Below are 23,168 nucleotides of genomic sequence, written 5' to 3' on the forward strand. Positions count from 1 at the left end.
TTTTAGACATTTAAACGTTTAGAGGGGGAGAGTGGAAGCGTCCGGCTCCCTTTCTTTTTTTAACCATGACACATGGTAGGCTTCATTTTCTTTTTCGTCAATCCGTGGTGGAAGCGATAAATATGCTGCTGGTAACCCAATGTTTACTACAAGTAAAATACGACTTTCCATCAAGCATGCGATGGACTGTCTGGTCATCTCGGAGGCGGGTTTGTTTTTGCTTCCAGTGATTCAATGTCGCATTGCAGGGGGTTATCCGGGAAGCGGATTCTGTCCGTAAGAGGGAAAAAATGTACCTTAGGCATTTAAAAATAAATTTACATCATGGATTACATTAATAAATATATTGAAGAGAACAAAGAGCGGTTCCTCGAGGAGTTGTTTGAACTGATAAGTATTCCGTCCATCAGTTCCATTGCTCAGCACAAGCCGGACATGTACAAAGCAGCCGGGTACTGGAAGAAACTGATGCTCGATGCCGGTGCCGATAAAGCAGATGTTTACGAAACGGATGGCAATCCGGTAACCTACGGTGAGAAAATTATCGATCCGGCTAAGCCGACGGTATTGGTATATGGTCACATGGATGTGATGCCGGTCGATCCGATCGAGAAGTGGAACACGGAACCATTTAAGGCTGAGGTTAAAGAAGGGAAAATCTGGGCCCGTGGGGCTGAAGACAACAAAGGACAATCGTTCATGCATGCCAAAGCTTTCGAGTTGATGGTAAAGAACAATACACTTCCTTGTAATGTGAAGTTTATGATTGAGGGGGAAGAAGAAGTTGGTTCTCCCAATCTGGGTAAATTCTGCGAAGAGCATAAAGAAATGCTGCAAGCGGATATCATTCTGGTTTCGGATACCAGTATGATTGCCCGTGATATTCCTTCGATTACAACTGGTTTGCGCGGCTTGGCATACTGGCAGGTTGAAGTCACCGGCCCAAATCGTGATTTGCACTCCGGATTGTTTGGCGGAGCCGTAGCCAATCCAATTAATGTATTGAGTCAGATGATTGCCGGCATGGTTGATGAAAATAATCGCGTGACTATCCCCGGTTTTTATGACGATGTGTTGGAGGTTTCTGCGGAAGAACGTGCCAAGCTGGCTGAAGCTCCGTTCGATGAAGAAGAATACAAACAAGCCATTGGCGTGAAGGTGCTTGATGGGGAGAAGGGATTTTCAACCCACGAACGGACAGGAATTCGTCCTTCGTTTGATTTATGTGGAATTTGGGGCGGTTACATGGGCGAGGGAGCCAAAACGGTATTGCCGTCCAAAGCTTTTGCAAAAATCAGCAGTCGCCTGGTCCCGGACCAGGATCATGAGAAAATGGCTGTGGTGTTCAAGGAATATTTCGAATCCATCGCTCCCGATACAGTAACCGTTGAGGTAACTCCTTTGCATGGAGGTAAAGCGTACGTTTGTCCAATTGATCTGCCTGCATACCGTGCTGCAGAAAAAGCCTGTGAAGATGTGTTTGGCCGGACCCCTGTTCCGGTTCGCAGTGGGGGAAGTATACCCATCATTTCCACATTTGAGGAAATTTTGGGAATTAAGGCCATTCTGATGGGATTTGGATTGGAATCAGACGCAATTCATTCTCCCAACGAAAACTTTCCGCTGGAAAACTTCTATAATGGGATTAGGACGATTCCGCTTTTCTATAAATATTTCGCCGAAGGTGAAAAATAAAAAATGATGATATAACTCTATTCAGATAGTTAGCCAAAAGGGGGATGCAATCTTTGTATTCCCCTTTCTTTTTGAAATGCCGCAAAAATTATCGGCAAAAAAGATTAAATGGTGACATATGTTTACAGAAAACATTGGAAGTGTGATAATTTTAAAATGAATTTCAGTGTATGGGAATAAAAAAATAAGCTTTTCGATTAAAAAACGGCAAAAATTGCAGATATGCGTCAAAAAACGATGGGTAGTATTAAGAAATTGTGAAAATGAAGTGCGAAAGTATCGCAAAAAGTAGGTATATATGGTAAAAAAACTACTTTTGATTTTAAAATTAAAGGAAATCATTCACAAATATCCCTGAATAACTATGGCAATATTTAGATTTAAAGCCCTCGGGACACTTCTGGAAAGAAAACCCGTTTGTGTCCCCCGTGAAGCAAATCTCACTTCCGATTATTACGGAAAATTAGTTTTCAATCGGGAGAAGATGAAAAAGTACTTGTCGAAAGAAGGCTACAAAGCCGTAACCGACGCGATTGATAAAGGAACAACCATTGATCGTAAATCGGCCGATTTGGTAGCTGTAGGCATGAAAGCATGGGCGCTTGAAAATGGTGCAACACACTACACGCACTGGTTCCATCCGTTGACTGATGGTACCGCAGAGAAACACGATGCCTTTATTGAGTATTCGGAATTGGGTGGCGTTGTTGAGAATTTCTCAGGAAAATTACTGGCTCAGCAGGAACCTGATGCGTCGTCCTTCCCAAGTGGTGGTTTGAGAAATACGTTTGAAGCACGTGGTTATACGGCATGGGATGTTTCTTCTCCTGCATTTATTGTTGGGACTACCCTTTGTGTTCCTACTGTATTTATTTCGTACACCGGAGAAGCCCTCGACTATAAAGCTCCTTTGTTGAAAGCCATCAATGCCGTTGATAAAGCAGCCGTTGCGGTTTGTCAGTATTACGATAAGAATGTATCGAAAGTACAGGTTAACCTCGGATGGGAACAGGAATATTTCCTTGTTGATGAAGCGCTGTTCAATGCGCGTCCCGACCTGATTTTGACTGGCCGTACATTAATGGGACACTCATCGTCGAAAGATCAGCAGCTGGATGACCACTATTTCGGTTCTATTCCGGAAAGGGTATCTTATTTTATGCGCGATCTGGAAAATGAAGCATATAAACTGGGTATTCCGGTAAAAACCCGTCACAACGAGGTGGCTCCGAACCAGTTCGAGATAGCTCCGATTTTTGAGGAGGTTAACCTGGCCAACGATCACAACCAGCTAATCATGGACACCATGGGCCGGATTGCCCGTCATCACGGTTTCCGTGTACTTCTTCATGAAAAACCATTTGCCGGAATTAACGGTTCCGGAAAACATAATAACTGGTCGCTTTCAACAGATACCGGCGTGAACCTCTATTCTCCCGGGAAAAATCCAAAAACGAATATGCAGTTCCTGACCTTCGTGGTCAACACGTTGAAAACGTTGCATGATAACCAGGATTTGCTCCGCGCATCGATTTTGACTGCAGGTAATGCCCACCGTTTGGGTGCCAACGAAGCTCCGCCCGCCATTATCTCTGCTTTTCTGGGAACGGAAGTAAACAAGATGCTCGATTATCTGGAAGAAGCGGTCGTTGACCGGAAGATGACTCCGGATGAAAAAACAGCATTGAAATTAGATATCGGTCGCATTCCCGAAATTCTTTTGGACAACACCGACCGTAACCGTACTTCACCATTCGCCTTCACCGGAAACCGTTTCGAGTTTCGCGCGGTAGGTTCTTCCGCAAACTGCGCATCAGCGATGATTGCATTGAACACGGCTTTGGCAAAACAGCTGACTGTGTTCAGGAAGGATGTGGATGTGATTATTGAAAGCGGGGTAAAGAAAGACGAAGCTATCTTCCAGGTACTGAAAAAGTACATCGTTGAATGTAAAAATATCCGTTTCGACGGTAATGGTTATAGCGAAGACTGGGTAGAAGAAGCAGCCCGCCGTGGTTTGACCAACGTAAGAAACGTACCGGAAGCGCTGGATGCTTACCTGACAGATAAGGTTGTAAACCTTTTCGGTGAAATGGGCATTTATACACCCAAAGAGCTGGAGGGCCGTACCGAGGTTGAATTTGAGAAATTCACCAAGAAAATCCAGATTGAAGCTCGTGTGTTAGGTGATTTGGCTATTAATCACATTGTGCCGACTGCCATCCATTATCAGACGAACTTGATTGAGAATGTTCAGGGACTGAAAAATCTCTTCCCTGAAAGTGAGTTTGAGAAGCTGGCTGGCGCCCGTTTGGATATGATTCGTACCATTTCCGGACATGTTTCCAACATTAAAGCGAAGGTGTCTGAATTGATTGAAACACGTAAAGTAGCCAATGCTATCGAGAATGAGCGTGAAAAAGCTTACGCTTATGACAAAACGGTACGTCCGTTCCTTGATGATATTCGCTACCACATCGACAAATTGGAACTGATTGTTGATGACGAATTATGGCCATTGCCTAAGTATCGTGAATTACTTTTTGCAAGATAATTCCAAGGACAAATTCCATCCAGATTAGATTTGAAAGCCGTTTTCCTGTTGGAAGACGGCTTTCTTTTGCTTGAGATGTTGTCAAATAGCCGTAAGGGTTTTACGTTAACCGGAAAAGGTATAAATTTACGGCTCATAATTCCTGATCGATGAAATTTAATTCCTCTTTGTTTGTTTTTTTATCGGTATTGATGTTGACGATTGTGTTAGGTGGATGCAAGGCCTCCCGGAAATTGTCAAAATCAAATAAATCCTATGAAATAGGGGAGTATTATCGATCCATTGAGCAGTACCGGAAAACCTATCGAAAGACCAAAAACCGGGCAGTAAAGGCCGAGATTCAGTTTCATATTGCTGAAGCCTATAAATACATTGGGGAGTATAAACGAGCCGCCGGTTTTTACAAAACAGCAATTATCCGTGGTTATTCCGATCCCATTGCAATTCTTCATTATGCCGATGTGTTGAGGGCCAATGAGGAATATGATGAGGCAATTGCCAATTATCAGTTGTATCTTAAGTCGCAGCCCGGCGATCAACATGCATTGAACGGGATTGCATCGTGTGACAGGACGCCCAGGTGGCTGGAAAATCCAACTCGTTTTCAGATAGAAGATTTAAAATCATTGAATTCAAAGTCCAGCGATTATGCCGGAGTATATCCCGGAGGCCATGAAAACCAGGTTGTGTTCACCTCTTCGCGCAAAGGCGCAACCGGACGTCGTGATAGCCCGATTACCGGACACCTTTACGGTGACATTTTTCACTCCTATTACGACAAGCAAAAAGGTCGTTGGGAAAAGCCAGCGCTGGTTGATGAGAATCTGACTGTTGATACAGGTGATGACGAAGGAGCAGCATCTTTCGGTTCGCGTGGGACAACCATGTTTTTTACCCGCTGTCGCTACGACAAAACCAAGTCGATGGGAGCGGAAATATACACCAGTTCCGAGACCGGAGGAACATGGTCGGAGCCGGTTAGGGTTGAACTGGTAGGCGATACCTTGTTGATTGCTCATCCGTCCTTGTCAGCTGATCGGAGGACGCTTTATTTCGTTTCGGATATGCCTGGAGGTATGGGCGGTAAAGATATTTGGAAAGCAAAAGGAACTCCCGGAGCCTGGGGAAAACCCGAAAACATGGGACCGGCCATCAATACGCCCGGGAATGAAATGTTTCCGTTTATCCGCGATAACGGGGAATTGTATTTCTCTTCCGATTACCGTGTGGGAATGGGTGGGCTCGATATTTTTAAAGCCGTGAAGGATGACAAAGGGCAATGGAAAGTTGAGAATATGAAAGCGCCCATCAACTCACCAGGCGACGATTTTGCCATCTATTTTATTCCCGGAGAGGACAGGGGGCTGTTTTCGACCAATAGGAAAGGTACCCGTGGTGATGATATTTTCTCGTTTGTGCTTCCGCCGAAGATTTTTGAAATCGATGGAGATGTGGTTGACAAGGAAACCGGCAATCGGCTGAGGAACGCGACCATTCGCTTGATCGGTACTGATGGGACCATGTTGCGGTTAAATGCCGATAACGGAAAGTTCAAATTCAGACTTAATCCGGAAACAGAATATGTGGTGGCTGCTTTCAAGAAAGGCTACCTCAATGCCAAAGCCAATGAAACAACCATTGGCTTGAAGGACAGCAAAACGTTTGATGTTAGCCTGGCACTCACTCCAACCGGTGCCCCGATTAGGGTCGACAATATCTACTTCGATTTCGGAAAATGGGATCTGTTGCCTGAATCGAAAAATGCGCTTGACAGTTTGGTACAAATCCTGGTACAAAACCCGACAGTTACTATCGAATTAATGGCGCATACCGATTGCCGCGGTGAGGCACAATTCAATTTCGAGCTTTCGCAGAAGAGGGCAGAATCAGTTGTGAATTACCTGGTGGCAAACGGTATCTCTCCAGTCAGGCTGCTTGCCAAAGGTTATGGGGAAACGGCACCCAAAACGGTTACCCGGAAATTGGCTGAGAAATACAGTTTCCTGAAAAGAGGAGATGAACTAACCTGCGATTTCATTAACCAATTACCAACCGAAGAAGAGCAGGAAAGCTGCCATCAAATTAATCGTCGCACCGAATTCAGGGTGCTTTCGACGGATTATCGTGAGAAATTTGCACCGTCACCCAAGGAGTAACAATTTGTTAAAGGTGAAAGTCTAAAAAGATATTAATTTTGCGGCTGTTTTTCATCCGGAGGGCGTTGGCCCTTTGGCAAAATCTATTTTTCAGCTATGGGCAGCGATACCAGATACAACCGGCGTGGTGTTTCGGCATCGAAAGAAGATGTGCACAACGCCATCAAGCACATCGATAAGGGACTTTTCCCGAAAGCATTCTGCAAAATAGTTCCGGACTACCTGAGCGGCGATCCCGATTATTGCAACATTATGCATGCTGATGGGGCAGGGACCAAATCATCACTGGCCTACCTTTATTGGAAAGAAACCGGTGACTTGTCGGTTTGGAAAGGCATTGCACAGGATGCCATTATCATGAACCTGGATGATCTGCTCTGTGTGGGAGCTACCGACAATATCCTGCTCTCATCCACCATCGGGCGTAACAGGAACAATGTTCCCGGCGAAGTGATTTCGGCTATTATTAAAGGAACGGAAGAATTATGTGCAGAACTGCGCGAACAAGGAATTTCCATTTATCCGACTGGTGGTGAAACAGCCGATGTGGGCGATTTGGTCCGTACCATTATCGTCGACTCTACGGTTACCTGCCGGATGAGACGCGAAGATGTGATTTCAGCCGATAACATCCGTCCGGGTAATGTAATTGTCGGGTTGTCTTCTTCAGGGCAAGCCATTTACGAGAAAGAATACAACGGAGGAATGGGCAGCAACGGATTGACATCAGCCCGCCACGATGTTTTTGCCCATTACCTGGCCGAAAAATATCCCGAAAGTTTCGATCCTTCTGTTCCGGACGATTTGGTTTATTCTGGCGGATGCCGATTAACGGATGCCATCGAAAATGTAGGCCTGGATGCCGGCAAGCTTGTGCTTTCACCAACGCGTACCTATGCACCGGTTATTCGCAAAGTACTGGAGAAATACAGAAGCCGGGTTTTCGGGATGATTCATTGTTCGGGCGGGGCACAAACCAAGGTACTGCATTTTGTCGATAATGTGCATGTGGTAAAGGACAACATGTTTCCGGTCCCTCCGCTGTTTAAGCTCATCAAAGAACAAAGCGGAACCGAGTGGCAGGAGATGTACAAGGTATTTAATATGGGGCATCGTTTCGAGCTGTATGTAGGGCCTGATGTTGCTGAAAGCATTATCGCGATAGCCAAAGAATTTAATATTGATGCGCAAATTGTTGGGCGTGTTGGAAAACATGAAGGCAAGAAACTAACCATTCAATCGGCATTTGGCACTTTTGCATACCATTAGTTACCCATGATTAATTTATTACAATGAGATTATTTTAATGGGGAAAAATGCCAAAACGCTACAAACTATGTCATATAACAAACTTTTAGATAAATTTGAAAGTATCCAAATACGTTTTGAAGAAGTTGGTAAGCAAATTACCGACCCGGACGTGATGAAGGATATGAAACGGTACGTCAAGCTGAATCAGGAATACAAACAGCTTGATTCGCTGGTAAACGCATTTTCAGAATACAAAAAGGTACTTCAGAACATTAAGGATGCCCGCGAAATGTTGGCCGAAGAAAGTGACGAAGATGTTCGGGAAATGGCCCGTGAAGAATTGGAAAGCAACGAGGCTAAAGTGGATGAGATGGAAGAAAACATCAAGTTGCTTTTGGTTCCGGCTGATCCGGAAGACAGTAAAAATGCCATCCTGGAAATTCGTGGTGGAACCGGGGGAGACGAAGCTGCCATTTTTGCCGGCGACCTATTCCGCATGTACTCCAAATATTGCGATGCAAAGGGTTGGAGAGTTGAAATTACGCACTACACCGAAGGTACATCGGGCGGTTACAAGGAAATTGTGGCCAGGGTTTCCGGTGAAGGTGTATATGGAGTGTTGAAATATGAGTCCGGGGTGCATCGCGTTCAACGCGTTCCACAAACCGAAACGCAGGGACGTGTTCATACATCTGCAGCGACCGTGGCCGTTCTTCCCGAAGCAGAAGAGTTTGATGTGGAGGTGAAGGAAAGCGACATTCGGAAAGATACTTACTGTTCTTCAGGTCCGGGCGGGCAGAGTGTGAACACTACCTATTCAGCCATTCGTTTAACCCATATTCCTACCGGCATTGTGGTAACTTGTCAGGATGAAAAATCGCAGTTGAAGAACCTGGACAAAGCCATGACGGAATTGCGTTCCCGGATTTACAACATGGAATACCAGAAGTATCTCGATGATGTGGCATCACGAAGAAAAACCATGGTTTCGACTGGAGATCGTTCAGCAAAAATACGTACCTACAACTACCCCCAGGGACGTGTTACCGACCATCGAATTGGTTTAACACTTTATAATCTCTCCGCCATTATGGATGGCGATATTGAGGAAGTAATCGATAAGCTGCGCGTTGAAGAAAATGCACAAAGATTGAAGGAGAGCGAGCTGTAAGATATCAGTTGCAATCTTTTTGTAGATACTTAAAATTAGAAAGTAGATTAATTCTAAATAAAATTAACTTCGCGCTAAAATTTCAGGGAATGAATACCGAACAATTATTTGAAAACATCAAACGAAAAGGTTCATACTTGTGTGTAGGACTGGATACTGACATCCGAAAAATTCCACGATACTTACTTGACGCAACTGATCCGGTATTTGCTTTCAACAAAGAAATTATTGATGCCACAGCTGATGTGGCAGTCGCCTACAAGCCGAATTTAGCTTTTTATGAAATGCTGGGAGTGCAGGGCTGGAGCAGTCTGGGAAAAACGGCCAACTACATTCGGCATAATTATCCTGATATTTTTATCATTGCCGATGCCAAACGGGGGGATATTGGCAATACTGCCTCGATGTATGCCCGGGCCTTTTTTGACCACCTCGATTTTGACGCTGTTACGGTAGCTCCTTACATGGGTGAAGATTCAGTAAAACCATTTTTGACTTACCTCGATCGTTGGGTCGTTTTGCTGGCGCTTACTTCCAACAAAGGGGCCTTTGATTTCCAGTTTATGGAAGATAAGGAGACCGGGGAGAAATTATTCGAAAAGGTTTTGAATACTTCCAGTCAATGGGGGACCAACGAAAACATGATGTATGTGGTAGGTGCCACCAAAGCAGAAGAACTGGCCGGAATACGTCAAATTATCCCAAATCATTTTTTACTGGTACCGGGTGTTGGGGCTCAGGGTGGAAGCCTGGCAGAGGTTTCAAAATACGGAATGAACGGGCGATGTGGATTGCTGGTGAATTTATCAAGGGCAATTATATACGCTTCGGATGGCGAGGATTTTGCAGAAAAGGCAAGGGAAAACGCACTGAAAGTAGCGGCTGAAATGAAAGAAATACTAAAACTACACAAGCTGATATAAACGTTAACTTAAACTGAGCGATTTATAGGGCTGCAAACTGACTCGTTTGATATGGTAATGGTGATTGTGATGACATTGGTTTTTCTCATTGGATATTCCGGAATTATCCTTGAGAATGAAATCAAAGTGAACAAGGCGGCTTCGGCACTCATAATGAGTGTTATAATTTGGATTGTTTATGTGGCAGGAGGCGACCAAATCCTTTCGGTGGGGTACAGTCACTCGTGGCATAATTATCTTTCCGAATTTAATGGTCCGATAACCCAAGAGGTACTCAATAACTTTATTGTCAATCATGAGTTGTTGCCCCATTTGTCCGATACGGCGAGTATTTTGCTCTTCCTGCTCGGAGCCATGGGAATTGTTGAGATCATCGACCGTTTCCAGGGGTTCAGAGTTTTGACCGAGCAAATTAGAACCAGGGACAAGGTAAAACTGCTTTGGGTACTTGGCCTGTTGGGATTCTTCCTGTCAGCAGTGCTCGACAACCTGACCACTACCATTGTCATGATTTCACTCATCCGGAAGCTGATAAACAAAGCCGAGGATCGGTGGATATTTGCCAGTATTGTGGTGATTGCAGCTAACGCAGGTGGAGCGTGGTCTCCGATTGGTGATGTGACCACCATCCTGCTCTGGATTGGCGGACAGATCACGGCAGCCTATATCATTAAAGCCATCTTTTTGCCCAGTTTGGCAAACATCCTGGTTCCGTTGATTATTGTTTCATTTTTTGTAAAAGGTTCGGATGAAGGGCCCGAAGATACAGGAGTAGAATCAAAGGAATTTACAGCTCCGTGGGAAAGAAGGTTTATCCTGGCGCTGGGCGTGGCAGCATTGGTATTTGTTCCTGTATTTAAAACTTTTACTCACTTACCACCCTATTTGGGAATGATGTTGGGGCTGGGAGTATTGTGGATTACAACGGATATCATGTTGCGGGCCCATCCGCACGAGGATAAAAGAATCCTGAGTGTAAGCCGAATTGTTCGTCAGCTCGACGCACCGACAATTCTTTACTACGCAGGTATTTTGACTACGGTTGCAGCTTTGTCTTCATCAGGTTTACTTGACCTGGTCGCCATGAAAATGGATAGTGGCGTAGGAAACATTTATGGTATTGATATGTTAATCGGGATGTTGTCCTCGTTAATCGACAATGCTTCACTTGTTGCGGCTTCCATGGGAATGTATGACATTGCTTCGCCGGGTGCAACCGGTTATCTTTCAACGTTTATAGTAAATGGTGATTTCTGGACATTCCTGGCTTACACAGCGGGGACCGGAGGGTCGATGTTGATTATTGGTTCAGCTGCCGGGGTAGCTGCCATGAGTATGGAAAATATCAGTTTTGGATGGTATTTTAAACGAATGTCAGGCTTGGCATTTCTGGGTTATTTGGCGGGAGCCGCACTTTTTTATTTCGGACTTTAGTGAAATAAAACACTAAATATAGAGGGTCGCAGTGTTATCTCCCGTCGCTGGCAAGGAAGAAAAAAGAGTGCCGGAAATAATGTATACCACCTTGAAACGTTTTATTTCTGAGTAATGTTCAAACTTTTACCATGTATAATAAGTTGTTACTAAACTAAACTTTTGCAGAATGTTTGAATTAATGGCAATTATTTTTCTCGTGGGATATGCTGGAATTATTTTTGAGCACGAGATACGAATAAATAAAGCAGGCACAGCCTTAATCATTGGCTCGCTTATGTGGGCCGTGTATGCCATCGGTGGGCCTGATATTCTTTCGTTAGGTTACAGTCACAGTTGGCACGAGTTTATTTCACAACACCCCGAATCCACCTCTCCGGAGGTTGTGAGAGAGTTTGTTACCGAACACGAACTGTTCGATCACCTCTCCGAAATCTCATCCATCGTGTTGTTTCTGCTTGGTGCCATGGGGATTGTCGAGGTGGTAGACCGTTTTCAGGGATTCCGTGTAATTACCGATCAGATTACGACCCGCGATCGTGTTAAGCTGATGTGGTTAATCACTATTCTGTCCTTCTTCATGTCGGCCGTGTTGGATAACCTGACGACCACCATCGTAATGATTACCCTTACCAGGAAAATTCTGCGAAAGCCCGAAAACCGGTGGATTTTTGCCAGTATGATTGTTATTGCGGCTAATGCCGGAGGCGCCTGGTCGCCTATTGGTGACGTAACAACAATAATGTTGTGGATTGGTGAACAGATTACAACAGGACATATTGTTAAATCAGTATTCTTGCCCAGCTTGGTCAGTATGCTGGTGCCACTCATTATTGCTTCGATCTTTATGAAGGGTGAGACAGAACGGCCGGAATTGACAGACGAAGACACGAGGGAATTTACCTCGCCAGGAGAACGGAAGTTTATTTTCTTTCTGGGAGTAGGTGCGCTGTTATTCGTGCCGGTGTTTAAAACCATCACCCATCTGCCTCCATACCTGGGGATGTTGCTTGGTTTAGGGGTAATCTGGTTGATTACTGATTTAATGTTGAAGAATCGTTCTCACGAGGATAAACGTATGCTGAGCGTGAGCCGGATTGTTCGTAACCTCGATGCTCCGACCATTCTATTCTTTGCAGGTATTCTGACTGCAGTAGCCAGCTTGTCGTCTGCAGGTCATCTCGATATTGTATCCAGGTTCCTTGATGTTCATGTAGGAAATATCTTTGGCATTAATTTATTTATCGGAGCGCTTTCATCCATTGTTGATAACGTGCCGCTGGTTGCGGGAGCCATGGGAATGTATGGTATTGCTCCTACCGGTGCTGAAGGTTATCTGGCAGATTTCGTACAGGATGGTCAGTTCTGGACATTCCTTGCGTATTGTGCCGGTACAGGGGGTTCCATGCTAATTATTGGTTCGGCCGCCGGTGTCGCAGCGATGGGTATGGAACAGATTCATTTCGGTTGGTATGCCCGTAAGATTTCCTGGATCGCGTTACTGGGATATTTAGCTGGAGCAGGTACCTACTACGTGCAATCCGTTATATTTTAAGATATTTTCCCGTCCTTATAATTTTTAATTGTATTTAATTCACTTTCCGGCTTTTTCTGCATAGAACTGGTATTGAGCTTGTCCATTTTGGATGAAGAACAGGAGAAAAATAAACAAACTCCTAATAGAACAACTATTGGCTCGATGGTTAAGTTGATCTATTTCATAATGACGAAATTAACATACTGTAAGATAAGTAGTATAGTTAGGAACAAAACCCATAAAGGTGTAAAAAAAATTTACAGAATAGGTTGCTCCCAGGCCTAAGTGGATGTATCTTTGTTAGAAATAGATAATTAAATGTCTGTAGGTCGAATATTAATCATTGATGACGGTAAAGGTCCGGGCGGTGCATTGGAGATGGCGCTCAGGATGGATTTTGAATCGGTTAAATCCTTTTCAAATCCGAACCTGCTTCCGTTTTATTTAAAGACCGAAAAAGCCGATGTGGCGATCTTAGACGTTGATTTTTCGGGAGTCAGAGAAGGGGAGGAACGTGGCCTTTACTGGTTGCGTGAAATTAAACGGATTAATCCGCGAATTGAGGTGGTTATTCTGTTGGAAGAAGAGGATGTAATGTTGGGCGAGCGGGCTATTGAGGAGGGAGCGGCCAACTTTGCTTTCAAGCGGGTAAATACACGGGAACTTGTTGCTTCTCTTCGCTCTATCGTGCAGCTTAAGCTGATGAAAGAGCGCTGCGAACTGGTTGAATCGCGTTTTGACGGGATAAGGAAAGAGCTACTGCAATCCAAACCGGTCATCCAGGGAAGTTCCGTTCCCTACAATCGGATGATGTACGCCATAACAGGTGTAATCGACACTCCCGATGCTATCTTACTGCAGGGAGAGACTGGAAGTGGAAAGAAAACGGTCGCGCGTTATATTCACAATCAATCATCCCGTCGGAATGAATTATTTCTCGAAGCAAACCATTTGCTCGAAAGAGAAACCGAACTGGGTGGTTATCTCTTTGGTGTGAAGAAACGGAACTATCCGACCGCAGACCCGGATCTTCCCGGGAAATTCCAACTTGCAGAAGGCGGTACACTTTATATTCCGGAAGTTGCAAAAATACCTCTCTCTGTACAGGATCAATTTTTACGCTACATGGAAAAAGCTGTGGTAGAGCCGGTTGGAGCATCCAGATCCGTTCCGGTAAATGTAAAATTATTGCTCGGAACAGCTGAGGATTTAAAATCATTGGTAGAAGAAGGTGTTTTTCATGAGGAGCTATATCGTCGTCTTTCATCCAAAGCAATCGAAATTCCGGCGTTACGGCATCGGGTGGAAGATATTGAAGATATAGCCAACTTTTTTATTTCACAGTCGTGTGCCAAATACCATAAAGGGCCACTCCGAATGAGTGCTCGTACGCTTGAAGAATTGAAACTTAATCAGTGGCCGGGAAATATATCCGAACTAAAGCTTACCATCGAAAAAGGGGTTATTCTGTGTGAAGAAGAAGTTTTGCGCCCTGAAGACTTCAGGTTTAGGCCTGTGGCACAATCGCAATTGTTTAAGATCCCGGATACCATTGAGGAGATGGAAAAATCGATGATTAAAAAGGCGCTGGAACGGCATAAAAATAATCACAGCGCTGCTGCTGCCCAGTTGGGAATTACCCGCCAAACGCTCTACAATAAAATCCGCAAATACAAGCTTTGAAAATTATTATGCTTGGTTAATATGGCTGGAATTTTGTAATTTGAGGAATATTATCCACCAGCCATATGAAAGAAGAGTTTCTTCATTTTATTTGGAAACACCGTCTTTATCAGTCACGCCAGCTAAAAACGATTAACGGGGAACCAATTGAAATCCTTCAACCTGGAATCCATAATCTACATGCGGGCCCTGATTTCTCTGATGCACGTATCCGTATCGATGGTACTTTATGGGTTGGCAGCGTTGAACTTCACCGTAAATCTTCCGATTGGAAACGTCATGGCCATGACAAGGATCAAGCCTATAACAATGTCATACTACACGTAGTTGCTGAGTATGATGAGCCTGTTATAAATACGCTGGATGTCGAACTTCCTACTCTTATTCTGAAATGGGCCGGTGCCATTGAGGAGAATTATCATGAACTTACGGAAAGCAAGGATTGGGTGGCTTGTGCTTCCCGGTTATTCCGGGTCGATCCCTTTCGGGTGAAGTTTTTTCTAAACGGTGTAATGATTGAACGTCTGAAAGAGAAATCAGAAATGGTTAATGAGATACTTCGGGATACAAATGGCGACTGGGGAGAAACATTCTACCGGATGCTGGCCCGTGGTTTCGGATTTAAGGAAAATGCTCAGCCCTTTGAAATGCTGGCCCGTTCGTTACCGCAGAAGATCCTGGCTCACCATCATGATTCGTTACAGCAAACCGAAGCATTACTCTTTGGTCAGTCCGGACTGTTAGGGGAAGAACTGTTTGCGGATGATTATTATCTTTCGTTGAGAAAGGAATACCGGTTCCTGGCAACGAAATATTCATTAAAACCCATTGCAGGGCATCTTTGGAAATTCATGCGAATGAGGCCGGTCAATTTTCCAACGATCCGGTTAGCTCAGTTTGCCCGGTTGATTTATAATTCACAAGGATTGCTCGGGAAGTTACTGGAGGCAAGAAATATTGATGAAATACGAGGCTGGTTTCAGGTAGTTGCTTCGCCATACTGGGACATGCATTATCATTTTAACCGGGAATCTCCTGTTCGGGAGAAAAAGCTGGGAGAACAATCTTTTCGGTTGTTGGTGATAAATGTATTGGTTCCCTTTTATTTTCTATATGGAGAACACCAAAATAAACTATATTTGAAAAACAGGGCACTGCAACTGCTGGAAGACTTGCCGGCAGAAGACAATATGGTGATACGAAAATGGAAGTTGGCCGGAATTGAAGCTGACAATGCATTGGAATCACAGGCATTATTGCATTTAAAAAGCCGGTATTGCGCGTTAAAGCAATGTCTTAGTTGCGGAATCGGGCATAAAATAATCTTGCATGAACCTCTTTGAGGAAGAAACTTACAGAACATTACGCATAGGAATTGTCCTCATGTTGGGGTTGATAATTTTCGGCATCCTTGGGTTTATGTCCATCGAAGATCTCAACTTTGTTGATGCGTTTTATATGACCATTATCTCCGTTTCAACAGTGGGGTTCGAAGTGGTGAAGCCTTTATCATCCGCCGGTAAAATATTTGTCTCGATTTTGATTATCTTTTCCCTGGGTAATATTGCCTATGTGGGGTCCAGTTTGGTGCGTTTTTTTCTGGATGGTGAGTTTATTAATTATTTAAAGACGAATCGTGTGAACAAGAAAATTGAGAAACTGACCGATCATGTGATTATTTGTGGCTTCGGGCGGAATGGCGAACAGGCGGCTTTGGAACTTATGGACCATAATCAACATTTTGTTATAATTGAAAAGCGCGATAATGTGATAGGGCGCATTCGGGAAGATCCCAACCTTTTGTACGTGAGGGGAGATGCCACCCATGAGGATGATCTCCGATTGGCACGTATCGATCATGCAAGAGCTTTGATAGCCACCACGCCAAACGATGCAGACAATGTTTTTGTGGTGTTGACCGCCCGAAGTATGAACCCGAATTTGCTCATTATTAGTCGTGCTTCGGAAATTGGATCAGATATGAAACTTCGCCGGGCCGGAGCGACGAACATTATCATGCCTGAGCGAATGGGAGGACAACGTATGGCCCGTTTGGTGACCCAACCTGATGTCGTGGAGTTTGTGGAATATGTGCTGCTTCAGCGAAATCGATCCGTAAGCCTGACGGAAGTTCCGTGTAGCCGGATGGCCGAAGAGTATGAGGGAAGGACCATTGGTGATTTACGAATGGGAAATATTACCGGAGCTACTATCGTGGGATTGAAGAACTTCGAAGGCAAATATGTGTTCAATCCGGGGCCTGGACATATATTAAATCGGGGCGACAAATTATTCGTTCTCGGATCACACGGCCAGGTAGCAGGATTGCAGGAGTTTTTGGAACAAAAAACCGGGTCGCTTTAGCGGTTGTCAGTCAAATGGTTTAAATATAATATTCACAATCAAAGATTACCAGTTTTCAATATTTTTATTTACTTTTGGGGCTGATTTTGCAAATAATGTTACACGGTTGTTATCGGGCGCGAATACTGCGGTGTAATGATTGTATCACACTATTTATCTATAGAAAATGTATTTAACATCAGAAAAGAAACAAGAGATTTTTGAAAAGCACGGCAAAAGTGTTACCAACACCGGTTCAACGGAAGGTCAGATTGCGTTATTCTCATATCGCATCAGCCACTTGACCGAGCACCTGAAAAAGAACCGCAAAGATTACAGTACTCAGCGTGCACTGATTCGTTTGGTAGGTAAACGCCGTTCATTACTCGATTATCTGAAAAGAAAAGATATTGAGCGTTATCGTGCAATTCTGAAAGAACTTAATCTTCGTAGATAAACGAACGACCTTGAAAGGCAATTTTCAAATTGCCTTTCAAGGTATTTTTAAAAAGGCCCACCCATTTGTTTTAAACTTATTAATTGTTTGAAGAAGAGATTTATGTATAAAGCTATTGAGAAGACAATCGATCTTGGCGATGGAAGGTCCATCACCATAGAAACCGGAAAATTAGCAAAACAAGCAGACGGATCGGTTGTGGTTAAAATGGGTGATACAATGTTGTTGGCTACTGTTGTTTCGGCAAAGGAAGCTAAAGAAGACGTTGATTTCATGCCCCTGTCGGTTGACTATCGTGAAAAATTCACTGCTGCTGGCCGTTTCCCCGGTGGTTTCCTGAAAAGGGAAGGCCGTCCGTCGGATGATGAAATTTTGGTCGCCCGCCTGGTTGACCGTGCTCTGCGTCCTTTGTTCCCGGAAGACTATCACGCTGAAACAGCGATGATGATTTCCTTGATTTCAACCGGGAAAGATGAAATGCCGGACTCATTGGCCGGATTGGCAGCATCAGCAGCAATTGCTGTTTCGGATGTGCCGTTTGAGTGCGCTATCTCAGAGGTTCGTGTCGGCCGTGTTGATGGAAAACTTGTCATTAATCCTTCATTAGAGCAGTTGGAAAATGCCGATATCGACATTATGGTGGGGGCATCATATGACAACATTATGATGGTGGAAGGCGAGATGGATGAGGTCTCGGAAGACGAAATGCTCGAAGCCATCAAATTTGCGCACGAAGCCATTAAGCAGCATTGCAAAGTTCAGGATGAGTTAGCTGCTGAACTTGGGGTCGTTAAACGTGAATATTCACACGAAACAAATGATGAAGAGCTGCGTGAACTGGTTAAAAAGGAGACTTACCAGAAAGTATATGATGTAGCCCGGGCAACAATACAAAATAAGCAGGAACGCTACGATGCCTTTGGCAAGGTAAAGGAAGAATTCATTGAGCAATACAGTGAAGGGAAAAAGGAGGAAGAAATTCCGCTGACCCTGATTGGCCGTTATTTCCACGATGTGGAAAAAGAAGCTGTACGCCGGATGATTCTGGATGAGCAGATTCGCCTTGACGGTCGGAAAACAAACGAAATTCGGCCTATCTGGGGTGAAGTTAACTACCTGCCCGGAGCGCACGGTTCTGCAATTTTTACTCGTGGTGAAACTCAGTCGCTGACCAGTTTGACTCTCGGTACCAAGATGGATGAGAAGATTATTGATAATGTAACAGTCCAGGGACGTGAGCGTTTCTTGTTGCATTATAACTTCCCACCCTTTTCAGTTGGTGAACCCCGTACGCCAAGAGGCGTTTCGCGCCGTGAAATTGGTCATGGTAATTTGGCTCACCGTGCATTAAAAGGAATGATTCCGGATGATTTTCCGTATATCCTGCGTATTGTATCTGATATTTTGGAATCTAACGGTTCGTCATCAATGGCAACGGTTTGTGCCGGAACAATGGCCATGATGGATGCCGGTATACATATGAAACGTCCTGTTTCCGGAATTGCAATGGGACTGATTACCGATAAGGATTCAGATAAATTTGCTATACTTTCCGATATTCTGGGAGATGAAGATCACCTGGGAGATATGGACTTCAAAGTGACCGGAACTGAGAAGGGAATTACCGCTACTCAAATGGATATCAAGGTTGACGGACTTTCTTACGATGTAATGGCCCAGGCTTTACAGCAGGCTAAAGAGGGACGTGAACACATTTTGGGTAAAATTCTCGAAGTGATTGACGAGCCTCGTGAAGATTACAAACCGAATGTTCCGCGAATTGTGACCATCACCATTCCAAAAGAAATGATTGGTCCGGTTATTGGTCCTGGAGGAAAAATCATTCAGCAAATTCAGGAAGATACGCAATCAACGATTGCCATTGAAGAGAAGGATGATCTGGGATATGTTGAAATCAGCGCTCCTAACCGCGAAGCAATTGATGCTGCATTAGAGCGTGTACGTGCGATTGTTGCCGTACCCGAAGTCGGTGAGGTATACAAGGGAAAAGTGAAGTCTATCGTTTCATTTGGAGCCTTTGTTGAGATTATGCCAGGTAAGGAAGGTTTGCTGCACGTTTCGGAATTTGATTGGAAACGTGTTGAAAATCCTGCCGATGTACTGAAAGAAGGCGAAGAAGTAGAAGTCAAACTACTTGAGGTCGACCAGCGTACCGGTAAATTGAAGCTGTCGAGAAAAGCGTTATTACCTCGTCCGGAGAGAACCGGAAACGAGAATGATCGTGGTGACAGAGGAGATCGGGGTGGTCGTGACCGCAACCGTGGAGATCGTCGTCCCCCGCGTCGTGACAACGACAGATAACTTTAATTCAAAATATATTTAAGAGCCCGGATGACCGGGCTTTTTTTATCTCTGCCAGTTTTTCTATATTTAATCAATCTTTTATACAATATGGAAGCGAAAGAATCAGTATGGCTGAATGAGACAGAGGATCTTTTTCGTGAGAACCTGAAAGGTATATCGGGAAAAGATGTACGATTTTACCGACTTGAAGAGTTTTGGCGCAATATTCAACGGCTTGATGAATTCTCTGCTAGTTGCCCGGTTTGCCGTGAAATGCATGCAGAAATAAGGGAAACTATTGCCGGAATGAATGACGCAGTAAAACATCCGGGAAAAAGGAGGCGAAAGTTCGATCGTGCATTGTCAACACTTGCATCACATATGACGGAGGAACACGGTTTCCTTCCGCCGTATTATTATACATACCGGTGGTCGGCACTTGGTTTACCTGCAGGTGCTTTGGTCGGTGCGTTAATCGATTTGGCGCTGTTTCACGGACAGAAATGGGGTTTCATTGTTGGTGGGACGATGATTGGAATGCTGATTGGTTATGTGCTTGGCGGTCGTAAAGACAATGAAATGAGAGCTAAGAAGAAGCTATTGTAAGCCTTCATTTTCGGAAATTAACAGATAACTGAACTTTTTTATTCGTTTAAGTTGCAAAGAATTAAACCTTTGCGTATATTATGTGCTGTTGGCTTATACCAGACAGAATTAAATTGTTTAATAAATAATCTAATACCGAACTTGTGAAAGGGCCCATACTACTTGCAGGTCTGGCATTTTTCGCCATTTCCTGTACCAATAATCAGAAAATCAAATATCCTGTGGCGCATAAAGACAATGTTGTTGATGATTACTTCGGTCATAAAGTAAACGATCCATATCGCTGGCTGGAAGATGATAACTCCGAAGAAACGGCCAAATGGGTGAAAGCAGAGAACAAAGTGACCAATGCTTTTCTGGGCCAAATTCCCTACCGGGATAATATTCGAAAACAACTGACCGGCCTCTGGGATTATCCGAAATATTCAGCCCCTTTCAAAAGGGCAGGCAAGTACTTCTATTATAGGAACAGTGGATTGCAAAACCAAAGTGTCCTGTATGTTCAGGATAACCTAAATGCTGAACCAAGAGCATTACTTGACCCCAATAAACTTTCCGATGATGGAACCGTGGCATTAAGCGCGGCGCGGGTTTCGAACGACGGAAAGTACCTGGTTTATTTTATAGCCCGTTCAGGATCCGATTGGAATGAAGGATATGTTTTAGATATTAAAACCGGAGAAAAATTACCCGACCATTTGCGGTGGATTAAATTCTCCGGTATTGGATGGGATGGTGATGGTTTTTATTATTCCAGGTATCCAAAGCCAGAGGGCGGGAATGCGTTGAGTCAGTCAAATGAATATCACAGGGTATATTTTCACCGGGTTGGAACTTCGCAGTCCGACGATAAAATGGTGTATGATACACCAGATCATCCTAAGCGGATGTCAGATATTAGCGTAACCAGGGATGAGAAAATTCAGTATCTGACCGAATACGAGGCATCTATCGGCAACTCGCTTTATGTGAGGGCGAATAACGATAAGAAGACGGAATGGAAACCTGTTTATACTGCTTTTGACAAAGAGTTTCAGGTAATTGATGATGTTGATGGACGATTACTGGTAATGACCAATTATAAGGCTCCGCGATACCGGCTAGTCAGTATCGATCCAGGGCATCCGGAAGAAGCCAACTGGTTGGAAACAATTCCTGAATCGGATGACGTCTTGAGTGATGCATCGGTTGTTGGCGGTAAAATCTGTGCTTCCTATATGAAAGATGCACACACCGTATTACAGCTGTTCCAGGCCGACGGCAAATTGATCGGAAATATTGAACTCCCGGAAATGGGGAGCGCTTCCATTTTGATTGGAGATAAAAATGATAATGAAGCATTTTACACCTTTGAGTCCTGGACTATGCCGAACACCATTTATCAATATGACGTGGCAACCGGACAATCGAAAGTATTCAGACAACCTGAGTTGAAATTTAATCCAAATGATTTTGAAACAAGGCAGGTGTTTTATGTCAGCAAGGACGGCACCAAAGTTCCGATGTTCATTTTCATGAAGAAGGGGACTAAACTGGACGGGATGAATCCGGCTCTTTTGTATGGATACGGCGGCTTCAATATTAGCCTGACACCCTACTTTTCACCAGCGCGAATGGTTTTCCTCGAGCAGGGAGGTGTTTACGCTGTAGCTAACCTACGCGGAGGTGGCGAATATGGTGAAGCCTGGCATGAAGCAGGGACCAAAATGCATAAGCAAAATGTTTTCGACGATTGTATTGCGGCAGCGGAATACCTGGTCGAAAAGAAATATACCGATACCAATCATCTGGCATTGATGGGCGGCTCGAACGGCGGCTTACTGGTAGGCGCTGTCATCAATCAGCGACCAGATTTATTCCGCTTAGCGATTCCGCAGGTGGGAGTGATGGACATGCTTCGTTATAATAAGTTCACCATTGGTTGGTCGTGGGCTGGTGATTATGGAACCAGCGGTGATAGTGAGGAGATGTTTAAGTACCTTTATGCCTATTCTCCTTATCACAATATTAAAAAAGACGGTCACTATCCGGCCATTCTTGCGTTGACGGCAGATCATGACGATCGCGTGGTTCCCGCACATACCTTTAAGTATATGGCCCGGATGCAGGATTATAACGATGGCAAAAATCCGACGTTGGTGCGTATCGAAACAAAGGCTGGACACGGAGGTGGAAAACCAACGTCAAAGATAATAGATGAGTATACCGATATCTGGTCATTTGTGCTTTATGAAATGGGGGTCGGGCCAAAATTTAATTGACCCTTCGCAAATTATTGGATATCTTTCCCGGAATTTTTACCCCGGGTTTGTATGAATATAAATTTTTTGGTTATAGAAGGTAATATCGGGTCAGGGAAAACCTCATTGTCAAGTCGGATAAGTCAGGATTTTCAGGCTAAACTGATTCTTGAGAAATTTGCGGATAATCCGTTTTTGCCGAAATTCTATCAAGATCCGGAGCGGTATTCTTTCCCCCTTGAATTGTCCTTCCTGGCCGAACGATATAATCAGTTGAAGCGGGAACTTTCTGATCGCGATCTTTTTCACCAGTTGACGGTGGCTGATTACTTTTTTATGAAATCGCTGATTTTTGCTCAGAATACACTCGCTGAAGATGAGTATCAGTTGTATCGTAAGTTCTTTGAAATCATATATGATAAACACCCCAAGCCAGATTTGTATGTCTATCTTCATCTTCCTGAGAATCGTCTGATTGAAAATATCAGGAAGAGAGGACGGGAATACGAACAGGAAATTGATGAAAAATACCTGAAAAAAATCAGTGAAGGATATTTTCGCTTTTTTCGTCAGCAAAATGGCTTCCCGATTGTTATAATAGATACCCGAAATATTGATTTCGTGGAAAGTCAGGCAGATTATGAAAAATTAATTGACGTTATTTTTCATAAGTCCTATAATTTTGGGGTAAACAGAGTAATTTTATAATTAGATTCATTAATAAAAAAACGTTCTAAAGCTTTTCTTAATTAACAAAAGATTTTACTTTTGTGAAAAGTGTCGAACAATTGGTTTTGAAAATTAATAAAGGTTC

General features: G+C 43.9%; 16 protein-coding genes. All 16 read left to right on the forward strand.

Annotation, left to right across the window (positions count from 1 at the left end):
• Positions 1–324 precede the first annotated feature (324 nt).
• The 16 genes from GJU82_RS15650 to GJU82_RS15725 all read left to right on the forward strand — a co-directional run bounded on the left by GJU82_RS15650 (position 325) and on the right by GJU82_RS15725 (position 23,062).
• Positions 325–1,695 (forward strand): dipeptidase, encoded by a 1,371-nt coding sequence (locus tag GJU82_RS15650; protein ID WP_153633009.1) that lies wholly within the window; start codon positions 325–327, stop codon positions 1,693–1,695.
• A 364-nt stretch (positions 1,696–2,059) separates the two neighbouring features.
• Positions 2,060–4,249 carry a glutamine synthetase III gene (locus tag GJU82_RS15655; RefSeq protein ID WP_153633010.1) on the forward strand — a complete coding sequence of 730 codons (2,190 nt, stop codon included), beginning with the start codon at positions 2,060–2,062 and terminating at the stop codon, positions 4,247–4,249.
• A gap of 149 nt (positions 4,250–4,398) precedes the next feature.
• The gene (locus GJU82_RS15660) at positions 4,399–6,405 is read left to right on the forward strand and encodes an OmpA family protein (protein WP_153633011.1); all 2,007 of its coding nucleotides are present in this window, start codon (positions 4,399–4,401) and stop codon (positions 6,403–6,405) included.
• Positions 6,406–6,501: 96 nt separating this feature from the next.
• Positions 6,502–7,674 carry an AIR synthase related protein gene (locus tag GJU82_RS15665; protein ID WP_153633012.1) on the forward strand — a complete coding sequence of 391 codons (1,173 nt, stop codon included), beginning with the start codon at positions 6,502–6,504 and terminating at the stop codon, positions 7,672–7,674.
• Positions 7,675–7,741: 67 nt separating this feature from the next.
• Complete coding sequence (prfA, locus tag GJU82_RS15670; RefSeq protein WP_153633013.1) at positions 7,742–8,827, forward strand: peptide chain release factor 1; 1,086 nt, start codon at positions 7,742–7,744, stop codon at positions 8,825–8,827.
• 89 nt (positions 8,828–8,916) lie between these two features.
• Positions 8,917–9,750: an orotidine-5'-phosphate decarboxylase gene (pyrF, locus tag GJU82_RS15675; protein WP_153633014.1), complete on the forward strand. Its 834-nt coding sequence runs from the start codon at positions 8,917–8,919 to the stop codon at positions 9,748–9,750.
• 51 nt (positions 9,751–9,801) lie between these two features.
• Positions 9,802–11,184: a sodium:proton antiporter NhaD gene (gene nhaD, locus GJU82_RS15680; RefSeq protein ID WP_228488730.1), complete on the forward strand. Its 1,383-nt coding sequence runs from the start codon at positions 9,802–9,804 to the stop codon at positions 11,182–11,184.
• A 169-nt stretch (positions 11,185–11,353) separates the two neighbouring features.
• The gene (gene nhaD / locus GJU82_RS15685; protein WP_153633015.1) at positions 11,354–12,739 is read left to right on the forward strand and encodes a sodium:proton antiporter NhaD; all 1,386 of its coding nucleotides are present in this window, start codon (positions 11,354–11,356) and stop codon (positions 12,737–12,739) included.
• A gap of 300 nt (positions 12,740–13,039) precedes the next feature.
• Positions 13,040–14,404, forward strand: coding sequence for a sigma-54 dependent transcriptional regulator (locus GJU82_RS15690; RefSeq protein ID WP_153633016.1), 1,365 nt, complete (start codon positions 13,040–13,042; stop codon positions 14,402–14,404).
• Positions 14,405–14,469: 65 nt separating this feature from the next.
• Entirely contained in the window at positions 14,470–15,747 is a 1,278-nt protein-coding gene (locus GJU82_RS15695) for a DUF2851 family protein (RefSeq protein ID WP_153633017.1), read from the forward strand.
• Complete coding sequence (locus GJU82_RS15700; protein WP_153633018.1) at positions 15,734–16,768, forward strand: TrkA family potassium uptake protein; 1,035 nt, start codon at positions 15,734–15,736, stop codon at positions 16,766–16,768. Before GJU82_RS15695 ends, GJU82_RS15700 begins: the two co-directional genes overlap by 14 nt.
• A 166-nt stretch (positions 16,769–16,934) precedes the next feature.
• A complete protein-coding gene (rpsO, locus tag GJU82_RS15705) occupies positions 16,935–17,204 on the forward strand; it encodes a 30S ribosomal protein S15 (RefSeq protein WP_153633019.1) in 270 nt (89 codons plus the stop codon).
• Positions 17,205–17,291: 87 nt separating this feature from the next.
• Complete coding sequence (pnp, locus tag GJU82_RS15710) at positions 17,292–19,526, forward strand: polyribonucleotide nucleotidyltransferase (RefSeq protein ID WP_228488731.1); 2,235 nt, start codon at positions 17,292–17,294, stop codon at positions 19,524–19,526.
• 90 nt (positions 19,527–19,616) lie between these two features.
• Positions 19,617–20,114, forward strand: coding sequence for a hypothetical protein (locus GJU82_RS15715; protein WP_153633020.1), 498 nt, complete (start codon positions 19,617–19,619; stop codon positions 20,112–20,114).
• Between the two features lie 143 nt (positions 20,115–20,257).
• Positions 20,258–22,375: a prolyl oligopeptidase family protein gene (locus GJU82_RS15720; RefSeq protein ID WP_153633021.1), complete on the forward strand. Its 2,118-nt coding sequence runs from the start codon at positions 20,258–20,260 to the stop codon at positions 22,373–22,375.
• 51 nt (positions 22,376–22,426) lie between these two features.
• A complete protein-coding gene (locus GJU82_RS15725) occupies positions 22,427–23,062 on the forward strand; it encodes a deoxynucleoside kinase (RefSeq protein ID WP_153633022.1) in 636 nt (211 codons plus the stop codon).
• The last annotated feature ends 106 nt before the right edge of the window (positions 23,063–23,168 follow it).

The sequence above is a fragment of the Prolixibacter sp. SD074 genome (assembly GCF_009617895.1).
GTDB lineage: Bacteria > Bacteroidota > Bacteroidia > Bacteroidales > Prolixibacteraceae > Prolixibacter.